Raw genomic sequence first — 26,848 nt, forward strand, 5'->3', positions numbered from 1 at the left:
CTTCAGGGTCTGTCTCTGGAAATCCATGGCGCCGGGACGAAAGCCCCCGGCGCCTCCTGACGCGAACCCTCAGGCGGGGATCATCGTCAGCAGCTGCTGGGCCTTGGAGCGCAGGGCCTTGTCACTGCCCTGGGCGGCATGCTGCGCGTGGTGGCGGGCCTTCGCGGGCTCCGACAGGCGCAGCGCCAGCGCCAGGTTGAAGTGCGTGGTGGGGTCCTGGGGGTGCGCCTCCAGCACCGGCGCCAGCACGCTGGCCGCGAGCGCCGGGCCCTCCTGGGGCACGTGCTCCAGGTAGTGCACCGCCAGGTCGTTGGGCGCGCCCGTCTCCGTGGGCGCCCGCGCGACGGCCTCCTCCAGCAGCGTGCGCACCCGGCCGCGCTGGCCCGCGATGCCCAGCGCCCGCGCCAGCTGCCTCCGGGCCTCCACCGACTCAGGGTCGCGCTGGAGGACCTCCTCGAAGAGGGGCACGGCCTCCGTCAGCTTGCCGGCGAGCAGCGCGGCCATGGCGTGCAGGCCGAGGAACTGGGGGTTCTCCGGCGCCAGCTGGCGCAGCCGCAGCGCGGCGGCCAGGGCGTTCTGCGTGAGCCCCCCGAGCAGCGACAGGTTGAAGACTTCCTCCCAGAGGACCACGTCGTCCGGCGCCAGCGACAGCGCGTCACGCAGCTCCTGGAGCGCGAGCCCCAGGTCCCCCGTCTCCAGATACGCCCGCGAGCGGTCCCACTGCGCGCGGTAGGACTCCTTGGCCATCGTTTCCCTCAACCCCGGAACATCTTGTGGAACAGCCGCATGAACATGCCCGACTTGGGGGCGGTCTCCGGGCGGCCGGACTGCTGGTGCTGCGCCTCCGACTGGAGGTCCAGCTTCTGCTTCAGCTTCTTGAGGTCCGGGTCGATGGAGAAGGTGCTGAACTCATCGTTCCCTTCAAGGGCTGTCTGGATCTTCCGCGCGCGGGATTCGTCGTGGCTCATGTCGCGTCTCCTGACCGGCCCAAGACCCTACCACGGCGTCCCCGCCCCTCCCCATCCTCGCGGCCCCGCTGTCCGCTTGCCCGCACACCCACCCGCGCGCGGATAATCCCCGCCATGCGACGCCCTTCCCGCCTTCGTTCCCTGTCCGCCGCGCTGCTCCCCTCATTCCTCCTGCTCGCCTGCATCCCTGACGGGGACACGGACGACACGGACGCGGGGGTTCAAGAGGACGGAGGCACCAGCCCTGACGGGGGCACCGTGGAGCTGACGCAGTTCGCCCGCGACATGCTGGAGGCCCACAACGCGGCCCGCGCCGACGCGAAGCCCACGCCGTCGCCCGCGCTGGAGCCGCTCACGTGGGACCCCGCGGTGGCGGAGGTCGCCCAGAGGTGGGCGGACACCTGCGCGCTCGACCACAACCCGAGCCGGGGCAACGCCGGGGAGAACATCGCCTGGGCCACCCCGGGCTACTGGGACACGAAGGGCGTGGTGACCAAGGCCTGGGTGGCGGAGGTGGCGGACTACGACTACGCGAAGAACACCTGCAAGGCGGGCAAGCAGTGTGGCCACTACACGCAGGTGGTGTGGCGCAACACGCGCCGTCTGGGCTGTGGCGTGCAGCGATGCACCGAGAACGGCACCACCTGGGACTTCTGGGTGTGCAACTACGCGCCCCCGGGCAACTACGCGGGCCAGCGGCCGTACTGAGAGGCCACTGGCCCGGGCGTCCTTCAGCGCTTGAGCGTGCGCGCGAGGAAGGCGGACGTCTCCGCCCAGGCGGACGCGGCGGAGCGCTCGTCGTAGCGGGCGCCGGAGGGGTTGGCGAAGGCGTGGTCCGCGTCGTACTCCACGATGCGGCTGCGCACGCCGGCCTCGTCCAGCGCCTTCTCGAAGGCCTGCACCGTCTCCGGCGGGATGGACTTGTCCTTGGTGCCGAAGATGCCCAGCACCTGCGCCTTGATGCTGGAGAGCGCCTGCGGGTCGGTCACCGGGTGGCCGTAGTAGATGACCGCGGCGCTCAGCTCCGGGATGGCCATGGCGGTCTGAAGCGACCAGCCGCCGCCGAAGCACCAGCCGATGCTGCCGGTGCGCACAGCCTGGATGCGCGGGTCGCTCTTGAGGAACGCGTGCGCGGCCAGCAGCGTCTTCGTGGCCTGGTCGTCGTCCACCGCCTTCACCAGCGCGAGCGCCTCGTCCGGAGTGGTGCCCACCTTGCCCTGGTAGAGGTCCACCGCGAGCGCCGCGTAGCCCTCCGCGGCCAGCCGGTCCGCCCAGGCCTGCACGTGCTCGTTGAGGCCCCACCACTCGTGGATGACGATGATGGCAGGCAGGGGGCCCTTCGCGTTCGGGGGCAGGCTCAGGTAGGCCTTGGAGCCGTCGGACAGTTCCACGGGCTGGCCCTTGCGCTCGGGGGCGGCGTCCGTGCGCAGGGTGTGCATGGCCTTGAACTCCTCCTCGGAGACGGCGCCCGTCGCGGAGGGCGTGCGCGCCACCTCCGCCGGCCTGCCCGTTGCGCAGGCGGTGAACATCAGCGCCGCCGCCAGCACCCACGTGAGCCTCTTCATGTCCGGCCTCATCGTCCGTGTCCTTTCCACTCGTTGCCGCGTGCCTTCCGGGCGTAGCGCGCTGGAGGCACCGGCGCCAGCGCGTTGAGACGCGAAGAGGGCCGGCGCGAGGGGAAGTCCCTCACGTCCGGCCCTCGTTCCCGCTGCTCCCCTAGGGGGAGGCGGTGGTTACTTCGTCGCCGGGGGCGGCTTGGCGGCCGGGGGCGGCTTCGCGCCAGGGGCCGGGGGAGCGCCGCCGGGCATGCCCGGCATGCCCGGGGGAGCCTCGGGGGCCTTCACGATCTCGAGCAGCTCCACCTCGAACACCAGGGCGGCGCCGCCGGGGATGTTCGGGGGCGCGCCGCGGTCGCCGTAGGCGATGTCGGAGGGGCACACGAGCTGCGCCTTGCCGCCGACCTTCATCTTCTGGAGGCCCTCGGTCCAGCACTTGATGACGCCCTGGAGCGGGAACTGCGTGGGCTCACCGCGCTTGTAGGAGGAGTCGAACTCCTTGCCGTCGGAGAGGGTGCCCTTGTAGTGCACCTTCACGATGTCGGTGGCCTGGGGCTGGGGACCGGTGCCGGCCTGGGTCTCCTTGTAGATGAGGCCGGAGTCGGTCTTCACCGCGCCGGGCTCCTTGGCCTTCTCCTCGAGGAACTTCTTGGACTTCTCCTTCTCCGCGTTGGCCTTGCGCAGCGAACGCTCGCGCGCGAGGTCCTGGAGCTTGGGACCGTAGGTCTCCAGGTCCACGTCGGTCTTCGCGCCGGTGACCTGCGCGGTGAGGCCGGCCTTCACGAACTCCAGCTCCTGCGGGGTCATGTCGAACACGCTGATGCTGCGGCCGATGGACAGGCCCAGCGCGTAGAGCGTCTTCTGCTCCTCGGTCTGGGGAGCACCGGCGGCGCCCGCCGTCGAGGTGCCGGTGGCAGCGGTCTCGCCCGGCTTCGCGCTCTGGCCCTGGCAGGCCGTGAGGCTCAGCATCGCCGCGATCAGGATCGTCTTCTTCATCATGATGTCGTCGCCTTTCCTTTGGCTCAGCGGCGGCCGACCGCCCCCCGCTGCATGCCTGGGGGCGCGGTCTACTACAGAAAGTGCCCGGCTTCCTCTTGGGAACCGTGCTTTCCCCGGAAGGGGGTCCATGCAGGTAGGACAACCGGCCGCCGGGCCCCCCAACCCCCGGCAAGGCCCCGGATTCCCGGCGTCTACCGGGAGCGCCCGCCAAAGGCGGCCTGGGAGACCAGGAGCAGGACGACGGCGCCCAGGATGGCGCCAAGGAAGCCGGTGGGCTCCGGATCCCGCCAGTGGGTGCCCCGCCAGACGGACGTGAGGAAGCCGCCCACGAAGGCCCCGGCGACGCCCAGGACCGTGGTGCCAATGCACCCCAGGCGCTGGTTCCCCGGCAGCACGGCCCGGGCGATGAGCCCCGCGAAGAAGCCGAAGATGATCCACCCCAACAGCCCCATGACGTCCTCCCCGTGCGGCGTGTGAACTGGCCCGCAATGTGGCGCACGGAAGGCGGGGGCGGAAGTGCGGGTGGAGGTGTTCTTGACCCTGGAGGGGGCGTGTGGTGCGGTCGTTCGACTAGGCAGCACCCTCTGACGCACCGGGCGGATCCACGATGAACAAGCTGACGCGGCTGACCATCAACAAGTTCCGGAATGTCGTGCCGACGACGCTGGAGTTCCGCCCGGGGATCAATGTGGTTCTTGGGCGAAACGCGGCCGGCAAGACGACGCTACTCCGGCTGTTGTCGACCATGCTCGGATACCCTGGCGATTCGTTTCCGGACGAGTTGTTGAGCGCGAACTGTCGTGTGACCGGCGACCAATTCAACTTCGAGCAAAGCACCTCAAGAGTGCATATCGAAGAGCCATCGTTTCCACTTGACCCAAGTCTGCCAAGAACGGGTTCTCGCTCAAGTCTTCAACAACTCGACTCGCTTCGCTTTGAACAGGACGGCAATACAGTCTTGAGAGCCGAAGCACTACCAACAGAGGTAGTGATCAACCGTGCCGGCCACTCAAGGCGTGAAGCACGCAGTCCCCAAGCCGCTCCGGTTCTAGCGATCGTCCTTGGCCTCTGGAAAGACAAGAGCAATGAGGCTCAAGAGTTGGCAAGCAGGCTTGTGACAAGCTACGTCAAAACAGCAGGACGAATGGATGAAAGCCTAAATCGATTCAACGCATTCCTAAATTTAGAAATCCAATCAGACGGCGAGCAGAAGGCATGGAGCGGCAGTCACTTTCCGTTCTCTATGATTGAAATACAAAAAGCCCCGATTCCTGACGGAAATATTGCAACTTACTCGCTTGCATTCCTCGACCGTGCAGCGAAGGCCCTTGGGTACGACTCCGCGACAGCTCGATTTGACGTTGAACGGCTTAGTCCCGAGCCGAACCGACACATTGCGCGACTGAGCAACCTCAAGTTCTTTTTTAAGCGTCCTGGCGAAGAGGTGTCCCATGACTGGCTCAGCTATGGCCAGAAGCGCTTGCTCGCCTTTTTCGCTCACTCAGACGCCTCACCGGACATCGTCATTGCAGACGAACTCGTGAATGGTCTTCATCACGAGTGGATTTCCGCATGCCTTGACGAAATAGGTGAACGACAGGCGTTCCTGACAAGTCAAAACCCCCTACTACTTGACTTTCTGCGTTTCGAAAACCTCGAACAAGTCCGTCACACATTCATCATCTGTGAACGCACTGGCAGCGCTGAAAATGCGCAGCTCATCTGGCGCAATCTTACAGAGGAAGAAGCCGAGTCTTTCTTCCTCGCCTATCAGACCGGTATCCAACGCGTCTCGGACATCCTGCTCACCAAGGGCCTTTGGTGACGAGTCATGATGGCCCGTGCTCGCATCCTCGCATTGACTGAGGATTCAGGTAGTCAGGGGCACCCCACCCTTCTGAAAATCTTGAAAGAAGCGCTCAAGATCGTCGTAGAAGGCGTCGATCTGAATCCAGCTCGCATCAAGATCGAACCCCTGCCAGAGAACGACCGTGCACGCCTCGGATTGCGCGGCAACAGCTGGAAGGAAGATCCGCCTACAGTGGACACGATTCGCCTGATTGAGGCCATCGCAGGGCGCCTGCTAGAACCAGCTGGGTTCGTCGTTTTCCACTTCGATACTGACTTGGTGTGGAGCAAGCGCGATACCGCCCCCAAGAGTAATCGGAGAAAATTCGAAACCCACCTTCGCGACCGAGTGCGTCGCCGCCTTCTGGGAGAAGGAGCGCCGCCCATCAATCCACGTGCGCGCCCTCCACTGACAGCAGAGCAGGCGGATACCGCGTTGTGCCGCCTCCTTGTTTTGTCTCCCTGCTACAGCATGGAGTCCTGGCTCTATCAGGCCACGAATGAGCTGCGCCCTCTTTGCCAGAACGAGCACGATTCTGACGACCACGCACAACTCATCGCGGAATGGTCCGAGGACCGGGCTCGCCTTGATGAAGTCCACCAGCCCAAAGTCGTGATGAAGAAGTGCGTCGCGGATCACCACAACGAAGCGCTCGCCAACTCCTTCCCGGCGGAAGAGGTGTACTGCGCCGGGCGCTCCTTCTACGAGTCTGTCGAAAATCTCCGCTCCTGCACCGCCCTGGTCGAAGCCCTCTCCCACCCCGTGACATGAGCCCCCTCCGCCGCGCCACCCGGGACGACAACGCCGCGCTCCTGGACCTGTTTGGCGACGTGCCCATGACCGGGGACCTGGTGCTCAGCACGCAGCGGTCGCCGGACTACTTTGGCCTCTTCGCCATGCAGCGCGGTGAGGCCGAAGTATGGGCCCACGGCGAAACCTCCCGCCTGGATGGCATGGGCGCCATCCATGTCCGTGACGGCTGGCTGGATGGCAAGCCTTGCCGCGTGGGCTACCTGGGTGACCTTCGCACCCGCTTCTCCGCGCGCCGCTCCCGGGGCCTGGCCCGGTTCTATGGCCCCGTGCTGGAGGAGACCTCCCGCCGCCATGGCGTGGACGTGTTCCTCACCGCCGTCATGGCCTCCAACGCCGCCGCGCTCCAGGCCCTGGTGCGCCGGGGCGCTTCGCGGGAAGCGCAGCCGCACTACCACCTGATGCGCGCGTTCTCCGCCGTGTCACTCCAGTTCGTCCTGCGCCGCAAGCCGCGCCCCAGCCGCTACTCCGTGCGCCGGGCCACCGCCGCGGACGTGCCCGCCATGGCCGCGCTGCTGGACGCGGACCACCGCTCGCGCCCCTTCGGCTACCGCTTCGACACGGGTGAACTGGAACACCGGCTCGCGCGCTGGCCGGGCCTTCGCCTGGAGGATTCGTTCCTCGCGTTCGATCCCGCCGGACAATTGGTCGGCTGCACCTCCGCGTGGAACCCCGACGCCGTGAAGCGCTACCGCGTGCTCGCGTACCGGGGCGGCATGAAGTGGGTCCGCCGGGGCTTCAACGCGCTGGCCACCGTCACCGGCGCGCCCCGCCTGCCCGCTCCCGGCGGCGACTTCCGCTACTTCTACCTCTGCAACACCAGCATCCCGTCAGAAGACCCCGCCGTCCTGCGCGCGCTGCTGGACGCCGTCTACGCCGCGTTCCACGGCCAGGGCTTCCACTTCTTCACCGTGCAGCAGGACGCCAACGACCCGCTGGCCTCCGCCTTCGACGGCTTCATCCAGCGGCGCCTGGACTTCCACCTCTACGCCGTCACGCCCGCCTCGCGTCCCCCCAGGACCTTCCCCGGGGGACGCACCGGCTTTGAAATCTGCCTGCCCTGACGCTCACACCACGCGCGTCTTCCAGCGCCCGCGCCGGAACAGGACGATGCCCAGCACGGACATCGCCGCGAAGGCCGCCGGCACCGCCAGGTACGCGCCCACCACGCCCAGCCCCAGCGGCTTCGCCAGCACCCACGCCAGCGGCAGCTCCAGCACCCAGAGACACCCCAGGTCGATGAGCGTGGGCGTCCGCGTGTCCCCCGCGCCGTTGAACGCGGAGGTGATGACCATGCCGTACGCGCAGGAGAAGAAGCTCAAGGAGAAGACGCGCAGCGCCGTCGCGCCCTCCTCCACCACCGCCGGGTCCGTCGTGAAGAACCGCAGCAAGGGATGCGCGAAGACGAAGAACAGCACCCCGATGCTGCCCAGCACCATCAGGTTGTACCGGCCCGCCAGCCACACCGCCTTCGCGCCCCGGTCCGGGTCCCCCGCGCCCATGCTCTGCCCCAGCAGCGTGGCCGCCGCGTTGCCCAGGCCCCACGCGGGCAAGAGCGCGAACATCACGATGCGGATGGCGATGGTGTAGCCCGCCAGCGACGTGCTGCCGAACGTCGACACGATGCGCACCAGCACCACCCAGCTGGTCGTGCTCACCAGCGCCTGCACCATGCCCGCGCCGGACAGCCGCAGCATCGCGAGCATCGTCGCGGGCTCCAGCGCCAGGTGCTCGCGCCGCACCTGGAGCCGGCCGTTCGACCGCACCAACCGGTAGAGCTGATACGCGACGCCCGCGCTGCGGCCCAGCGTGGTGGCCCACGCCGCGCCCACCACGCCCATCTCCGGGAACGGCCCCCACCCGAAGATGAGGCACGGCGCGAGCAGGATGTTGAGCCCGTTGGCCAGCATCAGCACGCGCATCGCGATGGCCGCGTCGCCCGCGCCCCGGAAGATGGCGTTGATGAGGAAGAGCAGCAGGATGCTCACCACGCCGCCCATCATCACGCGCGTGTAGCCCACGCCGTGCTCCAGCACCCACGGCGAGCCGCCGAGCGCCGCCAGGATGGGCCGGGCGAAGACGATGCCCGCCACCGCCAGCACCGTGGAGATGATCACCCCCAGGCCAATGGCCTGCACCGCCGTGCGCCCCGCCCGCTCGGCGTCCTTCTCTCCGATGCGGCGGGCCACCATCGCCGTGGCGCCGATGCTCAGGCCCATGCCGGCGGCGTAGATGAGGGTGAGGATGCCCTCGGTGAGCCCCACCGTGGCCACCGCCTCCGCGCCCAACCGGCCGACGAAGGCGACGTCCACCACGGCGAACACCGACTCCATGCACATCTCCAGCACCATGGGTACGGCGAGCAGGAAGATGGCCCGCCCGAGCGGCAGCCGTGTCAGGTCCTGTTCCGTGCCGTGCAGGGCCTCCTTCACCAGGGCCCACAGCCCCTTCTGTCCTGCGTCGGGGCTCGCCGTGTCCACGGGCGCGGGCGCCTGCGCGGGGCGGTCCGCCAGAGGTGTCTCTTCCACGGGTGAGGCCTTTCGAGAGCGAGGGGACTTCCTACCGCGAAACGCCCACACGTGGCGCCCAGCGACGCGGGCTTCCCACGCACCCTGCCACCGGCTCCTGACATCTGAAGGTGCCGCACCCACCCACTTCGAGCCAGCGAGCGAGCGTTGGCTGGCGGACGGCGGGTCGCGCCTCGGGACAACATGCCCCTGGGAGAGCCGGGAGTAGCTTGCTGCATCCCGATGAGTCCCTTACCCGCGACCGCTTCTCTCCTGCCCACCGCGGTAGGTCCTCATTTCACCCTGGCCTCGTCCGCGCGACTGCTGGGCACCACGCAAGTGGGGCCCGGGGCCGTCATCTCCCGCGGCGCCGTCGTGCGCTCGGTGGGAGGCTCCGTGACGTTGGGAGCCTTCTCCGCCCTGCGCGAGGACGCGGTGGTGGTGGGCACGCCCGAACGGCCCACCTCCATCGGCGAGAAGACCGTGCTCGGTCCGCGCTCGCTGGTGATGGGCGCTCGCGTGGGGTCGCTCTGCGACATCGGGGATGGCGCCATCCTGATGCCCGGCGTGACGCTGGGCGACCGATGTCTGGTGGGCGAGGGCACGGTGCTGCCGCCGGGCATGACGGTGCCGGACCAATCCGTGGTGCTGGGCCGGCCAGGACAGGTCCTGCGGATGCTCTCCTCCGAGGACCTCACCCACCTCCAGCAGCGCCGGGGCGGCGACCTGTCGCTGCCTGGCGCTCCATTGACTCCTTTCTCCGCGCGAGACCGCGCCGAGGACGCCCCCATGGGACAGCTGTATGCCTTTCGCGACCGCCACCCCTTCGTCCACCCCACCGCCACCCTCTTCTCCTCCGCGGAGGTGTCCGGCGACGTGGTCATCGGCGCGGGGGCCATCATTGGCGCGGGGGTGAAGATCACCGGCGACCTGAACGGCCCGGTGCGCATTGGCGCGCGGGTGCAGATCCTGGAGAACACGGTGCTGCACCTGCAGCCGGACACCATGCTGGTGCTGGATGAAGGCGTGGTGGTGGGCCCGGGCTGCGTGCTGCACGCGTGCAACCTGGGCGCGGGCACGGTGGTGGAGCCCGGCGCCATCCTCTGCGAGGGCAGCCACCTGGGGAAGGGCTGCCACGTGGCCGCCGGCAGCCTGGTGAAGGCGCGCGCGGTGTTCCCGGACTACGCGCTGGTGGAGGGCTTCCCCGCGGCGCAGGTGGGCACGCGCACGTCACCGCCGGAGCCGCCGCGCTGGGTGCTGCGGCCCGAGGACCTGCCGGGCCTGCGACGCATGGGGTGAGAGGATTTGCACGGGCCGTGCGCCCTCTGGCAGGGTCACGGCCATGGAACAGGTCAACTCAATCCTCGAGATCGCGGGCCCGCTGCTGCTGGGCCTCGCCTGTGGCGCGCTCTTCCGGAAGTTCATGTACCCGCGCATCCTCGCGAAGCTGGGGAGCCTGGCCTCCTGGGTGACCTCCACCGCCAACACGTGGGTGCTGCTGGTGCACCTCTGCATCGCGCTGGGCGTGGCGGCGGCGTGCCATGCGTCCAATGCGGCCGCGACGCTGATGTGGCTGCATGAGAACCTGCCCACGCCGCCCTTCGCGCTCACGCTGGGGCTGCTCCACGGGTTCTTCCTGGGGGCGACCTTCCTCTGCGGGTACTACGTGGCGCTGATTCCCTCCTCGGACTCCGAGGAGGCGCAGGCCGCCGGCGCGGTCTAGACCCAGAACACCACGTCGCGCTCGGCGTCCTCGGGGCCGGGGCCGTGCGCGCCCTCGCGCAGCCAGCGGCGGTACGCCTCGATGTCCGCGTGGTGCAGGTCCGCCTCCGTGCCCGAGTACACGCCGCCACCGGGGCCATCCGTCAGCCCCTGGCGCTGCGTCTCCATGATGCGGACGTCCTGCTGGATGACCTGCTGGGTGTACCAGCGCACCAGCGGCGTCAGCGCGCGGCCCACCCACGCACCCGGCACGTCCACCGGCAGCCGGTAGCTGATGGCCGTGTACACGAGCGTGTCCGTGGGCCCGATAGGCGTGCACTGTGAGTTGATGGCGAAGCCGCTGTCTCCCCACTGGTAGTCCACGCGCGTGACGTTGGGGACGATGAACTCATCCGTGTGCACGAGTGGCAGGCCGCGCGGATTGAACAGCCGGCCCAGGCCCGTGAGCGCGTCGTCCTCCTGGTGGTAGGTCATGCGCACCCGGCCCGCGTGACGCTTCACCGTGGAGGGGACCCGCTTGCGCGTGGGGTTGCGGAACCAGCCCCGGTGCACGAAGGACGTGTGCGGCACGTCCATGAAGTTCTCCACCAGATTCGTCACGCCGTTCGCGAAGCGCGTGACCATGAAGTAGACGGTCCAGCCGCGCTGGCCCCAGTAGGGGACGCGGAAGGGTTCCGCTCGGGCCTGGGTGACGTCCGCTCCCAGGTAGACGTAGACGAGCCCGTCCTGCTCCCGCGTGGGGAAGCGCGCGAGCCGTCCCAGCTCACAGGGCGCGGGCTTGAGTCCTTCGTGCGCGCAGGCGTGCGCGTCCAGCTTCTCTCCGCGCTGCGGAGGACCGAGCGCGGGGATCTCCACCACCGCGCCGGACGCGTCGTAGACCCAGCCGTGGTACGGGCAGCCGAGCTTCCCGTCGAACACGTCGCCCTTCGACAGGCGCGCATTGCGATGGAGGCAGCGGTCTCGCAGCGCGGTGGGTGCGCCGTCGGGTCCGCGGAAGAGGACCAGGCCCGTGCCGAACACGGTGCGCGCGATGGGCTTGTTCGCGGGCAGCTCCGTGGAGAGACACGCCACGTACCAGAAGTCCTTCAGCGCGCCGCAGCGGGCGAGGTCCGCCTCCGCGTCCAGGTCCACCGTCATGACGTCCCTCGTGTGAACCACTCCGTCCAGCCGGGCTGACGGTGCAGGTCCACGGGCTTGATGTCCCCCGCGCGCTGCCCCAGCTGGATGCACCGGGCTTCGTAGCGCCGGGCGCCCTGGGTCACTCGCACCGCGCGCACCGGACCGAGCTGTCCCAGCTCCCGTGCGTAGCGGTAGTGATGGCCTTCGCACAGGGCCTGCTCCACGTTCGCGGCCAGGGCGTCGGTGGGTGCGTCCGTCTCCAGGAACAGGCGGTAGGCGGGAGGCGTGCCCCACTCCGGCGCGAGCATGGCGAAGGTGGGACGGGTGGGGCCCAGCGCGGCGTCCAGCACCGTGCCTGCTCGCGCGGCGGAGAGCTTCTCGCCCACGAGGTCGGAGACCGCGTCGGCTCGGCAGAGGAAGCGCAGGCAGGGCGTCGCGTGCACGAAGCCCTCCACGCGGACGAGGTCCCCCAGCCGGTAGCGCAGCAGCCCGCCAGACGTGGAGAGGAGTACCGCGTAGGTGCGGCCCGCCGTCAGCTCGTGCGCCAGGAGCGGACGTGCTTCGGGCTTCTCTGGCTCCATGAATTCGAAGAAGTGGCTTCGGACCGCGAGCACCGGCGCGGGTGCTTCGAAGAGGGGCACCGTGATGACGCCCTCGGTGGCGAGCAGGCCCTTGCCCTGGACCTCGACGCCCGGGAAGCGGCGGCGTGCGGCCGCTACGGCGTGCGCCGCCTGGGCGTCCGTCCACATGCTCAGGAGCGCGAGCCCCGGCCACAGCGTGCGCGCGGAGGACAGCCCGTCACGCAGTCGCCGGGCGCTCGGGAGGTCCCGCACGCCCTGGAGCCCCTGCACGAGCGAAGTCCAGGTGGGATCCGAACCCACGGGCGCACCGTCCGCGTCGTGCTCCGGAGGCCGCAACGTGCCGCGCTCCAGGTCCTCCGCGAGCCGTTCCCCGTGCCGCTCCAGTGCGTCCATCAGCAGCGTGAGGAAGCTGGGGTTCCAGACGCTGATCAGCGACAGGCTCGAGCACCGCACGAGATACCACAGCGTCACGTAGCGGCACGGTTCAACGTGAGGAGCCTGACCCACCGCGCCCGGCACGGCGAAGACGCGCGAGAGCAGCGGCTGCAACGGGCGCGGGAACCACGCGCTGTCCTCCGCGGAGCCCACCGGGATGCCGCCCGAGGTCCGGTGCTGTCTCCGGCCCAGGGGAGAGATGGACCAGTAGCTGGGGCCCTCGCGCACGGCGGGGCGGCGCAGGAAGACCTCATGCAGCATGGGCGCGAGCGCGCGCTGGAACTCACGGAGCAGGCCCTGCGTCACCGGCACCCGCTTGGACGCGCCGGAGGAACCACCGGACAACTCGAAGCGCAGCACGGGCTCGCGAGTGAGGATCCGCGATTCTCCGCGCGCGATGCGCTCGACGTCTTCCGCCACCGTGTCCGGCGTGGTGATGGGCACCGCGTCCTGGAACTCCCGAGCCGTGCGGATGCGCCCGAAATGCGGCGCCCGGCCCGCCTGCACCGTGCCCTCCACGGCGCGGAGGATGCGCGCCAGGCACTCCGCCTGCGCGGCCTCCGGTTCGCGCAGCGCGTGACGGAAGCGCAGCGCGGACGGCGTCAGCGCCGCCATCGTGGCGGACAGCATCGCGCGGGACGTCAGCACGTCACGTCCCCACGCGGATCCGCGAGGCATCCCGCTCCCTGCGCGCCCAGCGGCGCAGCTGGCCCCAGACGCTTCGCGCCAGCGCCCTTGCCAGGTCCCAGCCTCGGATCTCCACCAGGCACACCAGCTCCTCGCCTTCGGCGTGGCCGGGGTTGCGCTCCGCGAAGTAGGCGATGTGCGGATGGGCCGCCGCGTCGCGGTCGATGGGCGAGACGCCGTCCCGCACCCGGTAGTGCGCGCCGTCGAAGCGCAGCGTGCCCTTCGACGCGTCGTACTGCGCACCGAACCACCGCGCCGCCAGCCCTTGCAGGAACTCCGAGCGCCCCTCCGGCGGCGTCCAGTCCCGGCGCGGATGCGTGCGCGGGAAGTAGTTCACCGCCAGCAGGTACGTCTTGTACCCGCCCGACAACAGCAGCCAGTACAGCGGCCTCCACGGCCGACGCAGCTTGCGCGCGAGCAACAGTCTCCCGAACACCACCTGCAACGTCTTGTGGCCCCACCAGTCCGGATGGATGACCGTGTCGCCCGAGTACAGCACCTCCACCCCGTCCTCCTCCGCCACCCGCACCGTGCTGAATCCCACCAACTCCCGCGTGCGCCGGGCGTGCAGCAGGAACACCCACTGCTTCGCGTCCAGGTCCGCGTGGAAGCGCTCGGCGCTCACGCCCACGTAGCAGCACTGCATCAGCGCGAGCATCCGCGCCCGGGTGCCGGCGTCCAGGTCCTCCCGCCGCACCGTCGTGCCCTTCATCGCGGAGAGCATCGCCTCAGCGCCCTCCCCGCATCGCCGTGGGCGAGGGAGGCTGACGCACCTCCTGATACCGGTCCGCCTCCAACGTCACCTCCTGCGGCTGGGCGCCATACCAGTGGATGACCGCCTTCACCGGCCCCGCGTGACGGCCCAGACCGAAGTGCAACCGGGGATCCGCCGACGCGGAGAAGCCGCCCATCAACCCCACCTCACGAACCTGCTCCACGCGCTGGCCGTTCTCCTCGTAGGACACCACCACGCGTGTGCCCACCGCGCTCCGGTGCGTGCCCTGGCCATTCCCCACCAGCGTCAGCCCCACGAAGTGTCCGTCCGGCCTCGCCTCCGAGGCGCTGGCGCGCAGCGTGTTGCGGTACAGCGACACCGGCGCGTGCTGGTTCGTGATCAGCACGTCCAGGTCGCCGTCGTCATCCAGGTCCGCCATCAACACGCCTCGCGAGTTGTCCGGCGCGTCGATGCCCACCTCCCTCGCCACGTCCACGAAGTGCCCCGGACGCGAGTCGCCCAGGTTGAGGTACACGCGGCGCGCCTCGTTCGGATAGAGCACGCGGCCCCGGATGTCGCCCCACTTGTCCGCGTACGTGTGCACCTCCGGGCCGGACTGCATCAGCTTGTGGTTCACGTACCAGTAGTCGTTGCGCTGTCCCGCCGGGATGCGCCACTTCTCCGCGTCCAGGCGCGCGTCCACCATGCCGTTGGCCTGCACCAGGTCCGGCCACCCGTCGGCGTCCAGGTCCCCCGCCGCCGCGCCCCAGCCGAAGCGGCGCTCGTTCAGCGCGCCCCGGAACGTGGCCTCGTCCTGGAAGCGCGGCACGAACGCGTCCTCGCCCGGCCCCACCATCCACAACAGGCTTCCCTCCGCCTGCAACGAGTGGTGCACGTTGGACACGTACACGTCCAACCAGCCGTTGCGGTCAAAGTCCGCCACGCTCGCGTTCATGCCCTTGTACGTGTCGCGGCCAATCTCCCCGAAGCGCGTCCCCACCAGGTGGCGGAAGTGCCGGCCGCCCTCGTTCAGGTAGACGTCGTCCGGGCCGAAGTCGTTGGCCACGTAGAGGTCCGTCCACCCGTCCTGGTTCAGGTCCACCGTGCTCACCGCGAGCGACCAGTGCGTCTCCTTCAGCCCCAGCGCGTCCACGTCCTGCTTCTCGAACGTGCCGTCCCCCCGGCCCCGGTAGAGCGCGTTCTTCCCGCCGTTGCTCGCGTTGTGCCAGCCGTCATGCATGAAGCGCAGCATGCGGCGGTCGCCCGCGTACTCCGGCTCCGGCAGCTTGAAGAGGTTGAGCGGCGGCGCGGGCTCCGGGTAGTCCGGCAGGTGCGTCGTCATCGCGTTGAGCACCAGCAGGTCCAGGTGCCCGTCGCGGTCGTAGTCCAGGAACGTGAGCCCCAGGCTCACCGCGTGGTCCGTCACGCCCGCGGCGTCCGTCACGTCCTCGAAGCCCGCCGAGCCCGTCTCGCGCAGCGTGTTGCGCAAGAGGCGCACCGGCCCGAAGGCCACCGCCACCGCGAGGTCCAGGTCCCCGTCCCCATCCCAATCCACGAACGTCCCGCCGCCCGCCAGGCCCTCTTCCTTGTAGCGGGTGGCGAAGCGCTCCAGCGCGAGCACGGGGACGCGCTCGAAGCGCAGGCCGCCCAGGTTGCGGTACAGGCCCGCGTGGTGCTCCGGCGTGCCCAGCGGGTGCGTGAGGAACAGGTCCAGCTTGCCGTCCCCGTCGAAGTCACCGGTGGCCACCGCGTCGCCTACGGCCACCAGCCACTTGGCGACATGGGCCACGCGCGGATCCAGCTCCTCCAGCGTGTGCCCCATCTGGGAGCCCAGGCCCGCCTGCTGGAGGTCCTGCGCATCCAGGTGGAACGCGAGCGGCGCCTGCCGCTCCCCCTGCGCCGCGGACACCGCGTAGCCCGAGGCCAGCACCGCCCCGAGCCCCCCCACCACGCCCACGCGCTTGAGCATGTCCGGGGCCAGCAGCCCGCGCAGCGACGCGCCCCGGGTGCGCCACAGCTCGCGCGCGTGCATGTACACGAAGCGGCAGGTGGCCACGGTGAGCGCCGCGTAGAAGAACGTGTAGACGCTCTCCTTCAGGTGCAGCACCAGGTCCACGCAGGTGATGGCCAGCGCCACCAGCACCTGGGCCTTCGGCTTCGCGGGCGACGTCGCCGGGTCCGTGAGCATGTAGAAGACGAAGATGAAGAACGACGGCGCGCCCAGCGTGCCCAGGAACAGCACCTCCGGTGGCAGGTGGTGGCGGAGGATGAACGCTCGCAGCGCCGTCTGGAGCGCGTAGAAGGACAGGAAGCTGATCACCAGCCAGCCTCGTCCCACCCGGAAGAAGAACAGCACCATCGCCGCCATCACGATGAAGGCCGACAGCGCGACCTCGCCGTTCGCCCACTGGTAGGCGGGCGCGGCGGTGATGAGCTCGCGCGTGGTGAGCAGCGACACGGCCACCGCGAACATCGACGGGTTGAAGACGTGCCGCCCCTGGAAGGTCAGCACGTACTTGGACCCGATGGCCAGCCACACCGGCAGCCACAACAGCGTGCTCGCGTGCGAGTAGTTCAAGAGCAGCGCCAGCGAACAGCACGAGATGTACGCGGACAGCGGCAGCTCCTTGCGCCGCTTGAGCACCCAGCCCAGGACCGCGTCCAGCAGCGTGCCGGAGACCACCAGGAAGGCCATCTGCCCGGGGCTGCGGTTGAAGCCGAAGAAGGTGAAGCCCAGCACTCCGTAGAGCGTGAGCAGCGCCGCGAAGGGCAACCTCGGGTCGTTCCAGCGGGGGAAGACCCAGCCGCCCCACTCCACGCGCGTACCCGCGAGGGCCGGCTGCGTTGGCACATCCACACTCATGATTGACCGTCCCGGTGCACGCGCGGAGCGTGCCGTGCCCGTCCCCGGGTGTCCAATCCCCACGGGGCTTGCGTCCGGCGGCCATGCGTGGAGTCCTGGCGCCCGATGTCCTCTCCCCTGCCTCGCCGCGCGGCGGTGCCTCGCGAGCTGCTTGTTCCCGCCACCCCCGAGGGCCTGCTGCGCCTGGCGGCCGTGGAGTGGGCGGGGATGGCCTTGGGATGGGCGGTCATGGCTTGGGCGCCTCCGGTGTTCATGCCGCTGGCGGTGCTCGTCGTCGCGGGACGGCTGCACGCGCTGGGCGTCCTGCTTCATGACGCGGTCCACCTGCCTTCGCGAAGGCGCGAATGGCGACTGTGTCTGCTGGAGGCCGTCGCGGGATATCCCATCGCGTCCACGCTGGCGGCGATGCGCTACCACCACCTCCGCCACCATCGCGACGCGGGCCTGCCGTCGGATCCGTACCGCAAGCCTCCGGACGGAGGGCGCCTGCGCACGGCGTGGCGCTGGTTCCTGCTCCTGAGCGTCATTCCCGGCTGGGTGCTGCGCGGACCGGTGGGGCTGTGCGCGTGGGCGCTGCCTTCGCTGCGCACGGCGTATGCGCGCGTGTTCCTGCAGGACCGCTCCGGGCGGGTGCTCGCGCGAGACGCGGAGGTGGCGGCGTGTGCTCGGGTGGAGGCGGGGCAGGTGCTGTTCCACCTGGGCGTGGTGGCGCTGGCCGTGCGGTGGCCCTCCGCGGTGCTGTGGGGGTATGGGATTCCCCTGCTGGTGGCGTCCGGGTTCAACGCGCACCGGTTGCTCTCCGAGCACACCGCCGCATCCGTGCACGGGCGGACCTTGGAAGATGTCTTCGCGTGCACGCGCGACCATGGGCTCGGGTGGTGGGGGTGGCTGGGATTGGCGCCCCGGCACATCGGGATGCACGTGGTGCATCACCTGCATCCGCAGGTGTCCCTCACGCACCTGCCCCGGCTTCGCGCGTGGTACGTCGCACGGTTTCCCCACCACTATCCCCGTTCCTCCTGATGCTCACTTCGACGACGCGGGTGATGTTGGTCGTGGCGCTGCTCGTGTGCGCGAGCGTGGCGGTGGCGTTCCGGCGCAGACAGAACGCGCAGGGAGGCCGGGGTGGGCGCATCTCCGGGCCGAAGCTGGCGTGGCTGCTGTACGCGGTGTTCCTGTGGTTCATCGTGTGCCCGCTGGTGGCGCTGGATGCGTCCGTGCCGATGGAGGCGCGCGTCGTGCTGGGGGCGTTCGCGGTGTCCATGTGGCTGCGCGGCGCCGCGGAGCTCTACATGCTCTACGTGTCGCGCAACTGGCGGCCGCCGTATGGCGTGGGCCACGACCTGGGCTGCATCGCGCTGGTGGGGGCGGGGCTCGCGTACACCGGGGAGAAGTGGGCCGGGGTGCTGGATGGGCGCGACGTGTGGGCGCTGGCGCTGGTGGGGTTGGTGCTGGTGAGCCTGGGGGTGGAGGTGGCGTATGCGGCGCTGTTCCACCAGGCCGTGGAGGGACGCACCACCGGCGAGGACGGCGTGTGGTTCGCGGACGCGGAGCAGGAGCGGTTCCGGCGCATCAACCGGCTGACGCTGGCGTTCAACGTGCCGCTGTATGGGGCGCTGGCGGCGTGGCTGGTGATGGGGATGCGGTAGTCACACCACGGGCTGGCGCCAGGCCTTGGACAGGTGGCCGGGGCGGGACTGGTTGAAGCGGTGGATCAACTCCTCCCGGCCGTGCTCCAGCAGGTACGTGAGCTCGCGGGGCATGAGGGTCTTCACGGTGACGAGCCGGACCTGTCCGTCTGGCATCGTGAAGTGGGTGGGGAGCGTGGGGGTGTCCATGCCCAGGAGCACGGCCACGCGGCCCTCTTTCGTCAGGAGCGGTTCGGGCAGGTGCGCGCCGTCCACTTCCATGGAGAGGAGGCCGGTCCTCGCGGGTTCGCGCAGGTGTTCGTGGCCCACGAGTTCGTTGGCGATGCGCTCCAGCAGCGTCACGGGCCATTTGGCCTGCGGCTCATCGGTTTCCAGCGCGAGCTCCAGGCCGAAGCCCACGGAGGGCTCCACGGTGTCCACGAAGAAGTCGGAGAGGCCGTCCGTCACGAAGAGGGCACGTCCTTCGGGGCGGTGGATGACGCGCCAGACCTGGCGCCTCGCGGGCCAGCCTCCTCCGACGACGATGGGGAGGATGGCGTTTTCATCCAGGGTGCCCAGCGTGCGCCAGAACGCGGTGCGGGCTGTTTCGGTCCGTTCGTAGAGCGCTTGAAGTTTGCGGCGGTGCTCGCGTTCCTCAGGGCTGATGGCACCCGGGCCCGTGACCTCCCGGAACTTCACTCCTGTGACATTCGCGTGCTCCAGCGCATCCTTGATGTCTTCGGAGACGATGAGAGCGACAGTCCACCCCCAGGCGCGGAAGACCTTGGCATCGCCCACTTTCGTCGGATCGATGCGCATGCCCGCGACGTCCCTGTATTTCCCTACCTTCTCTGGACGCCCATCTTCAGGCTTCCAATACAGCACCTCTTCGGAAGCCTCGTCGTCGATGCACCTGACGAGACGGAGCACGTTGACGAGGAAGTACGGTCCAGGCTCCGACGCAATCGTTACTGGGAACAGCTGAAGATCATCTGGAGCGAGCCTGCTCAGGATGGCTGCCGCATCCGCAAGAACGACGGGCGCCAGACCGATGCCTGCCAGCGTGAATCCCAATGCCAGACCGGCATGGTCGACCGGAATCTTCAAGGGCGATTCCAAGCCGACGGCTTCACCCTTCCTGAACATCCATGGATTGGCGACCTCCCGGCCGGACGCATCAATGGGATCGCCCAGCGACCACCGACCGGGAACATGCAGATCATCGATCAGCTCGAAATACCGCATTGCCACGAGAGACTCCCGCTCAGCTATGACTTCGTGACCCACTTATTGAGCGTCGTGCTCGTGTTCAAGATGTCGCTGGCGAGCCGACGAAGCTCGTTGGTGAGCGCTTCGCGGCACTGATGGATGCTGCCACAATCTTCCATTGCTTCGTTCAGTCGGGAGAGCACTCTTTGATGGTACGCCTCGGGATGAGGTCCCTTGTGGCCTGGGACACGGACTTTGTTCGCGGGATCATCCAGGGACATCCCTGCTCGATCGAAGAGCCTCTGGAACTGGGGCGACCACGGCCCACCGTTGTGCGTTGCCTCCCACCACTTGTTCGTGGCGATGTGGTGCTCGTGGACGTCGACCGGTGCCGGGACGTTCGGTCCCTTCGTGCCCATCGCCACTGCGTTGGGCGCCAGCGCGATGGTCACCTCTCCGCTCGCGGACACCGCGACCGCTGAGACTTCCGCCGCGGCCACCAGCCGGAAGCCTCCCTGCTCCGCTCCCACCAGCGCGGCCTGTGCTGAACCGGGCAGTGTCGCGACCCTCGACGCCAGCGTCTGCGCCGTGCTTCCCAGCGCGGCCATCGCCAGCATCACGAAGGCCCTTGCCGCCTGCTTCCCCATCACCTCGCCGTACTTCTCTCCCGCGCTCCGGATGCCGTCGAACGTGTCCGCGTCCCTCACCTCCGCCGCCAGCACCCTCCAGCCCTGGATGAGACTCCACACCGTGTCCCAGCCCAGGTATGCAATCAGCGCCACCGTGAGCGTCGCCGCCACTCCCTTCGACAACAGCGGCTCCGGCACCAGCCACAGGCTGAAGTACACCGCCCCTGTCATCACCAGCAGCGACACCGTCGCCTCGGGGTCCACCATCCCCTCCAGGGCTTCGGCCGTCTCCTCCCATACCGAGTCCAGCGCGATGCGGAAGGCCAGCGCCCGCTTGCCCTCCTCATCCAGCGTCAGCCCCCGCTCCAACAGGTGCAGGCAGTCTCCGGACAGCCGCTTGCGCACGCACCAGCGTCCATAGGCGGCCTCCAGCTCCGAGCCACCTTGCGACACGCGAACGCTGTTCACGGACACGACTCCCAACGAGGCTCGTGGACGCTTCGGCACCGGCGCACCGCGCGCCAGGGTCCGCACCGTCTCCTCGAAGGTGTCGCCGTCCAGTGACACGGGCCGTGTCTCCGTGCGCGGTGTGTACTCACGCGCCGGGCCTTCTCCCGTGTCCAACCGCCACGTCCGTGACGTCGCGCAACCTGTCACGAACAGCAGCCACATCACGCACAGCCAGCGCAGCGACATGGACTGCCTCCGGGTCTGGGCTACTACACCACGGGCTGGCGCCAGGCCTTGGACAGGTGGCCGGGGTGGGACTGGTTGAAGCGGTGGATCAACTCCTCCCGGCCGTGCTCCAGCAGGTACGTGAGCTCCCGGGGCATGAGGGTCTTCACCGTGACGAGCCGGACCTGTCCGTCTGGCATGGTGAAGTGGCCTGGGAGGGTGGGGGTGTCCATGCCCAGGAGCACGGCGACCCGGCCCTCTTTCGTCAGGAGGGGTTCGGGCAGGTGCGCGCCGTCCACTTCCATGGTGAGGATGCCGGTCCTCGCGGGCTCACGCAGGTGTTCGTGGCCCACGAGCTCGTTGGCGATGCGCTCCAAGAGAAGTTGCTGCCAGCTCTTCGCCACGTTCTCCACGGGCTCATCCGTCTCGAGCGCGAGCTCCAGGCCGAAGCCTATCGATGGCTCGGCCTTGTCAGAAAAGTAGTTGGAGAGGCCATCCGTCACGAAGAGCATTCGGCCTTCGGGGCGGTGGATGACGCGCCAGACTTCACTTCTCGCCGGCCAACCGCCTCCGACGACGATGGGGATGACGAAGTTGTCGTCCATGGCGCCCAGCGTGCGCCAGAAGGCTTCACGGGGTTTCGTGGCTCGCTCGTAGAGGGCCTGGAGCTTGCGGTTGTGTTCCCGCTCCTCTGGGCTGACTTCGCTGGGACCGGTGACCTCCCGGAATGCCATCCCCGTGGCACCCGAGCGCTCCAGAGCATCCTTGATGTCCTCGGAGACAACGAGCACGACAGTCCAGCCCCAGGGCCGGAAGACCTTGGCATCTCCCACTTTCGTCGTGTCGATGCGCATGCCGTAGACGGCTCGATATGTCCCAGTGAGTTCTGGTCGCTCATCCTCTGGCAACCAGTACTTCACCTCGGCGGATTGCTGATCATCAATGCATCGAATGGTCCGTGTCGCGACGAGGATGAAGTAAGGGTCGGACTGTCCTTCGACTTCGACGGGGATGAGCTGCACGTCGTCCGGCGCCAGTTCCAGGAAGACACTCGCGACGCGTTTGTGGACGACAGGTGTCCCGCCCACACTCGACGTCGAGAAGTCTTGAACCACGCCCGGATGGCTAACGGGAATCGTCAGGCGCTCATGGACCTGGACCGCGCAGCCATCCGCGAACTGCCAGATGTCATCGATCTCTTGCCCCTGGGCGTTCGTTGCCTCGCCTGGAAGCCAGCGGTCATGAATCTCCATGTCGTCGAGAAGTTTGAAGTACCTCATTGGGGTTCACCTTCCCGGGCGTCAGGGCTGTGTGACGAGCAAGTTGAGCCGACTGTTCTGTGTAGAGATCTCCGAGCCCAGCGACTCGAGTTCCTTCACAAGCGCCTTACTGCACGACTGAATGCTCCTGCATCTTCCCAGTGCCCTGCGCAAGCGTTCGTAGACTTCTTCATGGTACGCCTGAGGATGCGGACCTCTATGTCCAGGGACGCGGACTTTGTTCGCGGGATCATCCAGGGACATGCCCGCACGGTCGAAGAGTTCCTGGAACTTGGGTGACCAAGGTCCTCCATGATGCGTTGCCTCCCACCACTTGTTCGTGGCGATGTGGTGCTCGTGGACGTCGACCGGTGCCGGGACGTTCGGTCCCTTCGTGCCCATCGCCACTGCGTTGGGCGCCAGGGCAATGGTCACCTCTCCGCTCGCGGACACCGCGACTGCTGAGACTTCCGCCGCGGCCACCAGCCGGAAGCCTCCCTGCTCCGCTCCCACCAGCGCGGCCTGTGCTGAACCGGGCAGTGTCGCGACCCTCGACGCCAGCGTCTGCGCCGTGCTTCCCAGCGCCGCCATCGCCAGCATCACGAAGGCCCTTGCCGCCTGCTTGCCCATCACCTCGCCGTACTTCTCTCCCGCGCTCCGGATGCCGTCGAACGTGTCCGCGTCCCTCACCTCCGCCGCCAGCACCCTCCAGCCCTGGATGAGACTCCACACCGTGTCCCAGCCCAGGTACGCAATCAGCGCCACCGTCAGCGTCGCCGCCACTCCCTTCGACAACAGCGGCTCCGGCACCAGCCACAGGCTGAAGTACACCGCTCCTGTCATCACCAGCAGCGACACCGTCGCCTCGGGGTCCACCATCCCCTCCAGCGCTTCGGCCGTCTCCTCCCATACCGAGTCCAGCGCGATGCGGAAGGCCAGCGCCCGCTTGCCCTCCTCATCCAGCGTCAGCCCCCGCTCCAACAGGTGCAGGCAGTCTCCGGACAGCCGCTTGCGCACGCACCAGCGCCCGTAAGCGGCCTCCAGCTCCGTGCGCCCTTGCGACACACGAACGCCCTGCACGGACACGATGCGCGGACGTTGTGCCCTGGGATTCAACAGCCGGAGCGAGGCCGGCGCACTTCGCGCCAGCGTTCGCACCGTCTCCTCGAAGGTGTCGCCGTCCAGTGACACGGGCCGTGTCTCCGTGCGCGGTGTGTACTCACGCGCCGGGCCTTCTCCCGTGTCCAACCGCCACGTCCGTGACGTCGCGCAACCTGTCACGAACAGCAGCCACATCACGCACAGCCAGCGCAGCGACATGGACTGCCTCCGGGTCTGGGCTACTACACCACGGGCTGACGCCAGGCCTTGGACAGGTGGCCGGGGGGGGACTGGTTGAAGCGGTGAAGCAGCTCCTCCCGGCCGTGCTCCAGCAGGTACGTGAGTTCCCGGGGCATGAGGGTCTTCACCGTGACGAGCCGGACCTGTCCGTCTGGCATCGTGAAGTGGCCTGGGAGGGTGGGGGTGTCCATGCCCAGGAGCACGCCCACGCGGCCCTCTTTCGTCAGGAGGGGTTCGGGCAGGTGCGCGCCGTCCACTTCCATGGAGAGGAGGCCGGTCCTCGCGGGTTCGCGCAGGTGTTCGTGGCCCACGAGCTCGTTGGCGATGCGCTCCAGCAGCGTCACGGGCCATTTGGCCTGCGGCTCATCGGTTTCGAGTGCGAGTTCCAGGCCGAAGCCCACGGAGGGCTCCACGGTGTCCACGAAGAAGTCGGAGAGGCCGTCCGTCACGAAGAGGGCGCGGCCTTCAGGGCGGTGGATGACGCGCCAGACCTGGCGCCTCGCGGGCCAGCCGCCCCCGACGACGATGGGGAGGATGGCGTTTTCATCCAGTGTGCCCAGCGTGCGCCAGAAGGCTTCACGGGCCGTTTCGGTCCGTTCGTAGAGCGCTTGGAGTTTGCGGCGGTGCTCGCGCTGTTCCGGGCTGACTTCGCTGGGGCCCGTTACTTCCGTGAACACCATCCCCGTGGCACCAGAGCGCTCCAGAGCATCCTTGATGTCCTCGGAGACAATGAGCACCCCCGTCCAGCCCCAGGGGCGGAAGACCTTGGCATCGCCCACTTTCGTCGTGTCGATGCGCATACCCATGACGGACCTGTATCGCCCGGTCTTCTCCGGCCGCCCGTCTTCAGGCTTCCAATACAGCACCTCCGCTGACTCCTGATCATCGATACATCGAATGGTCCGCGTCGCGACGAGAATGAAGTAAGGCTCGGACTGTCCTTCGACCTCGACCGGAATGACCTGCACCTCGCCGGGCGCCAGCTCGCTGAACACGCTGGCGACCCTCCGATGAACAACCGGCGCGGCACCCACGCTCGTCGTGGAGAAGTCGACGACCCTTCCTGGATGACCGATGGGGATCCGTAGAGGCTCATTGACCTGGACAGGGCATCCATCCGCGAACTGCCAGATGTCATCGATCTCCTGGCCCTGACCATTCGTGGCTTCACCTGGCAGCCAGCGGTCCATCAATTCCATGTCGTCAAAGAGCTCGAAGTACCGCATCGGGATCACTCTTTTTTGCGTCAGGGTTGGGTAACAAGCAGGTTGAGCGGGGTGTTCTGCGTGGAGATCTCCTGCCCCAGGGATTGAAGCTCCTCTACCAGTGACTCCCTGCAGGTCAGGATGGTTCTGCACCGCCCCAAGGCGTCACGCAGTCTCTTGTAGACTGCCTTATGGTACGCCTCCGGATGAGGCCCTTTATGTCCGGGAACGCGGACGGTGTTCACCTCGTCATCCAGGGACATCCCCGCGCGGTCGAAGAGCTTCTGGAACCTGGGGGACCATGGGCCACCGTTGTGCGTCGCCTCCCACCACTTGTTCGTGGCGATGTGATGCACCCGGACTTCGACAGGCGCGGGGACGTTCGATCCCTTCGCGCCCATCGCCACGGCGTTGGGTGCCAGGGCAATGGTCACCTCTCCGCTCGCGGACACCGCGACCGCGGAGACCTCCGCCGCGGCCACCAGCCGGAAGCCTCCCTGCTCCGCTCCCACCAGCGCGGCCTGTGCTGAACCGGGCAGTGTCGCGACCCTCGACGCCAGCGTCTGCGCCGTGCTCCCCAGCGCCGCCATCGCCAGCATCACGAAGGCCCTTGCCGCCTGCTTCCCCATCACCTCGCCGTACTTCTCTCCCGCGCTCCGGATGCCGTCGAACGTGTCCGCGTCCCTCACCTCCGCCGCCAGCACCCTCCAGCCCTGGATGAGACTCCACACCGTGTCCCAGCCCAGGTACGCAATCAGCGCCACCGTCAGCGTCGCCGCTACTCCCTTCGACAGCAGCGGCTCCGGCACCAGCCACAGGCTGAAGTACACCGCCCCTGTCATCACCAGCAGCGACACCGTCGCCTCGGGGTCCACCATCCCCTCCAGCGCTTCGGCCGTCTCCTCCCATACCGAGTCCAGCGCGATGCGGAAGGCCAGCGCCCGCTTGCCCTCCTCATCCAGCGTCAGTCCCCGGTCCAACAGGTGCAGACAGTCTCCGGACAGCCGCTTGCGCACGCACCAGCGTCCATAGGCGGCCTCCAGCTCCGAGCCACCTTGCGACACGCGAACGCTGTTCACGGACACGACGCCCAACGAGGCTCGTGGACGCTTCGGCACCGGCGCACTTCGCGCCAGCGTTCGCACCGTCTCCTCGAAGGTGTCGCCGTCCAGTGACACGGGCCGTGTCTCCGTGCGCGGTGTGTACTCACGCGCCGGGCCTTCTCCCGTGTCCAACCGCCACGTCCGTGACGTCGCGCAACCTGTCACGAACAACATCCACAGCACGCACCACCCGCGCGCTGGCATGTTCGTTTCCGCTCAGCTGCGCAGCGCCACTCCCAGCTCCGCGTCTCCGTGCAACAGCCAGGTCCTGGCCGCGGACTCCTGCCAGAAACGGCGGAGGATCTTGTCCGTCCCGCTCCCGGAGGCCACCCGGTTCAACTGCAACGCGACGATCTGGTTCTGCACCAGCTCCGCCACCCGCGTCACCCCCGAGCGCAGCCCGTACTCCTGCACACGCTTGATGAGATCCGCCGCCTCCGGCGACGCCGGCCGGAACGTGCGCAGGTCCGCTTCAATCTTGATGGGCTGCCCCGCCACTTCATCCGTCGCCGCTCGCAGGTCCTGCACGAAGCGCTGCATCTCCTCCAGCCGGATGTAGCCCTCCAGCGCGAAGCTCACGATGGATTCCGCTCGGTCCACGTCGATTCGGTACATCGAGGCCCCCTGCGTGAGATTGCGTCAAACCCTTCTCTCGCATCAGACGTCCACGTGCCAACGTCCGGAGGGATGAGGCCCCTATTCAAGACTCCACGCCCACCTGCTCCAGAAGGAGGGCCAGCCCTCGCGCCGCCGCGGCCTGCCGCACCTGGCGCCGGTCCCCTTCGAACCGGTGACGCTCCACCACCGCCGGCCTCCCCCGCCGCTGCACCGCGATGAACACCAGCCCCACCGGCTTCGCCTCCGTCCCGCCTCCAGCGTTCGCGCGGACAGCGCATGATCCATCGCCCGGAGCAGCAGTTCGTCCTTCGGCGTGCGCATGCGACCTCCCCGCGGAACCCTGGCCGTGGTGTCCGCTCGACATGAAAAA

The 26,848-nt window shown here is 68.4% G+C and carries 26 protein-coding genes; 8 read left to right on the forward strand and 18 right to left on the reverse strand.

Features of this window, described 5'->3' with window-relative positions; genetic code table 11:
* Positions 1-69: 69 nt before the first annotated feature.
* Both D7X96_RS25175 and D7X96_RS25180 read right to left on the reverse strand, forming a co-directional pair.
* Complete coding sequence (locus D7X96_RS25175) at positions 70-747, reverse strand: tetratricopeptide repeat protein (protein WP_121770913.1); 678 nt, start codon at positions 745-747, stop codon at positions 70-72.
* A gap of 8 nt (positions 748-755) precedes the next feature.
* Positions 756-968 (reverse strand): hypothetical protein, encoded by a 213-nt coding sequence (locus tag D7X96_RS25180; protein WP_120552358.1) that lies wholly within the window; start codon positions 966-968, stop codon positions 756-758.
* Positions 969-1,082: 114 nt separating this feature from the next.
* Between D7X96_RS25180 and D7X96_RS25185 the strand changes: the two genes are divergently transcribed.
* Positions 1,083-1,676: a CAP domain-containing protein gene (locus tag D7X96_RS25185; protein ID WP_121770914.1), complete on the forward strand. Its 594-nt coding sequence runs from the start codon at positions 1,083-1,085 to the stop codon at positions 1,674-1,676.
* Positions 1,677-1,699: 23 nt separating this feature from the next.
* Here D7X96_RS25185 and D7X96_RS25190 read toward each other — a convergent pair whose 3' ends face one another.
* From D7X96_RS25190 to D7X96_RS25200, 3 genes are all read right to left on the reverse strand, one after another.
* Positions 1,700-2,533 carry a dienelactone hydrolase family protein gene (locus tag D7X96_RS25190; protein ID WP_121770915.1) on the reverse strand — a complete coding sequence of 278 codons (834 nt, stop codon included), beginning with the start codon at positions 2,531-2,533 and terminating at the stop codon, positions 1,700-1,702.
* 168 nt (positions 2,534-2,701) lie between these two features.
* Positions 2,702-3,520, reverse strand: a complete 819-nt coding sequence (locus D7X96_RS25195) for an FKBP-type peptidyl-prolyl cis-trans isomerase (protein WP_121770926.1) — start codon at positions 3,518-3,520, stop codon at positions 2,702-2,704.
* 194 nt (positions 3,521-3,714) lie between these two features.
* Positions 3,715-3,975 (reverse strand): GlsB/YeaQ/YmgE family stress response membrane protein, encoded by a 261-nt coding sequence (locus D7X96_RS25200; protein WP_120552210.1) that lies wholly within the window; start codon positions 3,973-3,975, stop codon positions 3,715-3,717.
* Positions 3,976-4,130: 155 nt separating this feature from the next.
* Here D7X96_RS25200 and D7X96_RS25205 point away from each other — a divergent pair, with 155 nt between their 5' ends.
* The 3 genes from D7X96_RS25205 to D7X96_RS25210 are packed head-to-tail and all read left to right on the forward strand — an operon-like array spanning position 4,131 to position 7,246.
* On the forward strand, positions 4,131-5,348 hold the full coding sequence (locus tag D7X96_RS25205; RefSeq protein WP_121770916.1) for an AAA family ATPase: 1,218 nt from the start codon (positions 4,131-4,133) through the stop codon (positions 5,346-5,348).
* 6 nt (positions 5,349-5,354) lie between these two features.
* Complete coding sequence (locus tag D7X96_RS39645; protein ID WP_147468393.1) at positions 5,355-6,143, forward strand: hypothetical protein; 789 nt, start codon at positions 5,355-5,357, stop codon at positions 6,141-6,143.
* Positions 6,140-7,246 (forward strand): GNAT family N-acetyltransferase, encoded by a 1,107-nt coding sequence (locus D7X96_RS25210; RefSeq protein WP_121725396.1) that lies wholly within the window; start codon positions 6,140-6,142, stop codon positions 7,244-7,246. Before D7X96_RS39645 ends, D7X96_RS25210 begins: the two co-directional genes overlap by 4 nt.
* A 3-nt stretch (positions 7,247-7,249) precedes the next feature.
* Here D7X96_RS25210 and D7X96_RS25215 read toward each other — a convergent pair whose 3' ends face one another.
* A complete protein-coding gene (locus D7X96_RS25215) occupies positions 7,250-8,710 on the reverse strand; it encodes an MATE family efflux transporter (RefSeq protein ID WP_121770917.1) in 1,461 nt (486 codons plus the stop codon).
* 222 nt (positions 8,711-8,932) lie between these two features.
* Between D7X96_RS25215 and D7X96_RS25220 the strand changes: the two genes are divergently transcribed.
* Together D7X96_RS25220 and D7X96_RS25225 are read left to right on the forward strand one after the other, a co-directional pair.
* Positions 8,933-9,988, forward strand: coding sequence for a DapH/DapD/GlmU-related protein (locus D7X96_RS25220; protein ID WP_120552213.1), 1,056 nt, complete (start codon positions 8,933-8,935; stop codon positions 9,986-9,988).
* A 43-nt stretch (positions 9,989-10,031) separates the two neighbouring features.
* Positions 10,032-10,412: a hypothetical protein gene (locus tag D7X96_RS25225; RefSeq protein WP_121725200.1), complete on the forward strand. Its 381-nt coding sequence runs from the start codon at positions 10,032-10,034 to the stop codon at positions 10,410-10,412.
* Here the strand turns inward: D7X96_RS25225 and D7X96_RS25230 are convergent.
* From D7X96_RS25230 to D7X96_RS25245, 4 genes are read right to left on the reverse strand one after another with little or no spacing between them, the layout of a single operon-like run.
* Positions 10,409-11,548, reverse strand: coding sequence for an aromatic ring-hydroxylating dioxygenase subunit alpha (locus tag D7X96_RS25230; protein WP_120552215.1), 1,140 nt, complete (start codon positions 11,546-11,548; stop codon positions 10,409-10,411). The genes D7X96_RS25225 and D7X96_RS25230 overlap by 4 nt on opposite strands.
* Entirely contained in the window at positions 11,545-13,176 is a 1,632-nt protein-coding gene (locus tag D7X96_RS25235) for a GH3 auxin-responsive promoter family protein (RefSeq protein WP_121770927.1), read from the reverse strand. The genes D7X96_RS25230 and D7X96_RS25235 overlap by 4 nt, the downstream gene beginning before the upstream one ends.
* A gap of 19 nt (positions 13,177-13,195) precedes the next feature.
* Complete coding sequence (locus tag D7X96_RS25240) at positions 13,196-13,957, reverse strand: hypothetical protein (protein ID WP_121770918.1); 762 nt, start codon at positions 13,955-13,957, stop codon at positions 13,196-13,198.
* Between the two features lie 4 nt (positions 13,958-13,961).
* On the reverse strand, positions 13,962-16,811 hold the full coding sequence (locus tag D7X96_RS25245) for an FG-GAP-like repeat-containing protein (RefSeq protein WP_121770919.1): 2,850 nt from the start codon (positions 16,809-16,811) through the stop codon (positions 13,962-13,964).
* Positions 16,812-16,916: 105 nt separating this feature from the next.
* Here D7X96_RS25245 and D7X96_RS25250 point away from each other — a divergent pair, with 105 nt between their 5' ends.
* Both D7X96_RS25250 and D7X96_RS25255 read left to right on the forward strand, forming a co-directional pair.
* The gene (locus D7X96_RS25250) at positions 16,917-17,834 is read left to right on the forward strand and encodes a fatty acid desaturase family protein (protein ID WP_121770920.1); all 918 of its coding nucleotides are present in this window, start codon (positions 16,917-16,919) and stop codon (positions 17,832-17,834) included.
* A complete protein-coding gene (locus D7X96_RS25255; RefSeq protein ID WP_120552219.1) occupies positions 17,834-18,460 on the forward strand; it encodes a hypothetical protein in 627 nt (208 codons plus the stop codon). Before D7X96_RS25250 ends, D7X96_RS25255 begins: the two co-directional genes overlap by 1 nt.
* Here the strand turns inward: D7X96_RS25255 and D7X96_RS25260 are convergent, their stop codons facing one another.
* The 8 genes from D7X96_RS25260 to D7X96_RS41090 all read right to left on the reverse strand — a co-directional run.
* Positions 18,461-19,684 carry an imm11 family protein gene (locus tag D7X96_RS25260; protein ID WP_121770921.1) on the reverse strand — a complete coding sequence of 408 codons (1,224 nt, stop codon included), beginning with the start codon at positions 19,682-19,684 and terminating at the stop codon, positions 18,461-18,463.
* A 23-nt stretch (positions 19,685-19,707) separates the two neighbouring features.
* Positions 19,708-20,973 carry an AHH domain-containing protein gene (locus tag D7X96_RS25265; protein ID WP_121770922.1) on the reverse strand — a complete coding sequence of 422 codons (1,266 nt, stop codon included), beginning with the start codon at positions 20,971-20,973 and terminating at the stop codon, positions 19,708-19,710.
* Between the two features lie 23 nt (positions 20,974-20,996).
* Positions 20,997-22,232 carry an imm11 family protein gene (locus tag D7X96_RS25270; RefSeq protein ID WP_121770923.1) on the reverse strand — a complete coding sequence of 412 codons (1,236 nt, stop codon included), beginning with the start codon at positions 22,230-22,232 and terminating at the stop codon, positions 20,997-20,999.
* 21 nt (positions 22,233-22,253) lie between these two features.
* Entirely contained in the window at positions 22,254-23,531 is a 1,278-nt protein-coding gene (locus D7X96_RS25275) for an AHH domain-containing protein (protein WP_121770924.1), read from the reverse strand.
* A gap of 23 nt (positions 23,532-23,554) precedes the next feature.
* Positions 23,555-24,778: an imm11 family protein gene (locus tag D7X96_RS25280; RefSeq protein ID WP_121770928.1), complete on the reverse strand. Its 1,224-nt coding sequence runs from the start codon at positions 24,776-24,778 to the stop codon at positions 23,555-23,557.
* Between the two features lie 20 nt (positions 24,779-24,798).
* Entirely contained in the window at positions 24,799-26,064 is a 1,266-nt protein-coding gene (locus tag D7X96_RS25285; protein ID WP_121770925.1) for an AHH domain-containing protein, read from the reverse strand.
* Between the two features lie 12 nt (positions 26,065-26,076).
* Positions 26,077-26,475, reverse strand: a complete 399-nt coding sequence (locus D7X96_RS25290) for an STAS/SEC14 domain-containing protein (RefSeq protein ID WP_120553175.1) — start codon at positions 26,473-26,475, stop codon at positions 26,077-26,079.
* Positions 26,476-26,560: 85 nt separating this feature from the next.
* On the reverse strand, positions 26,561-26,848 hold a 288-nt coding region (locus D7X96_RS41090), incomplete at its 5' end, for a CinA family protein (RefSeq protein ID WP_244219712.1).

It is taken from the genome of Corallococcus interemptor (assembly GCF_003668875.1).
Lineage (GTDB): Bacteria > Myxococcota > Myxococcia > Myxococcales > Myxococcaceae > Corallococcus > Corallococcus interemptor.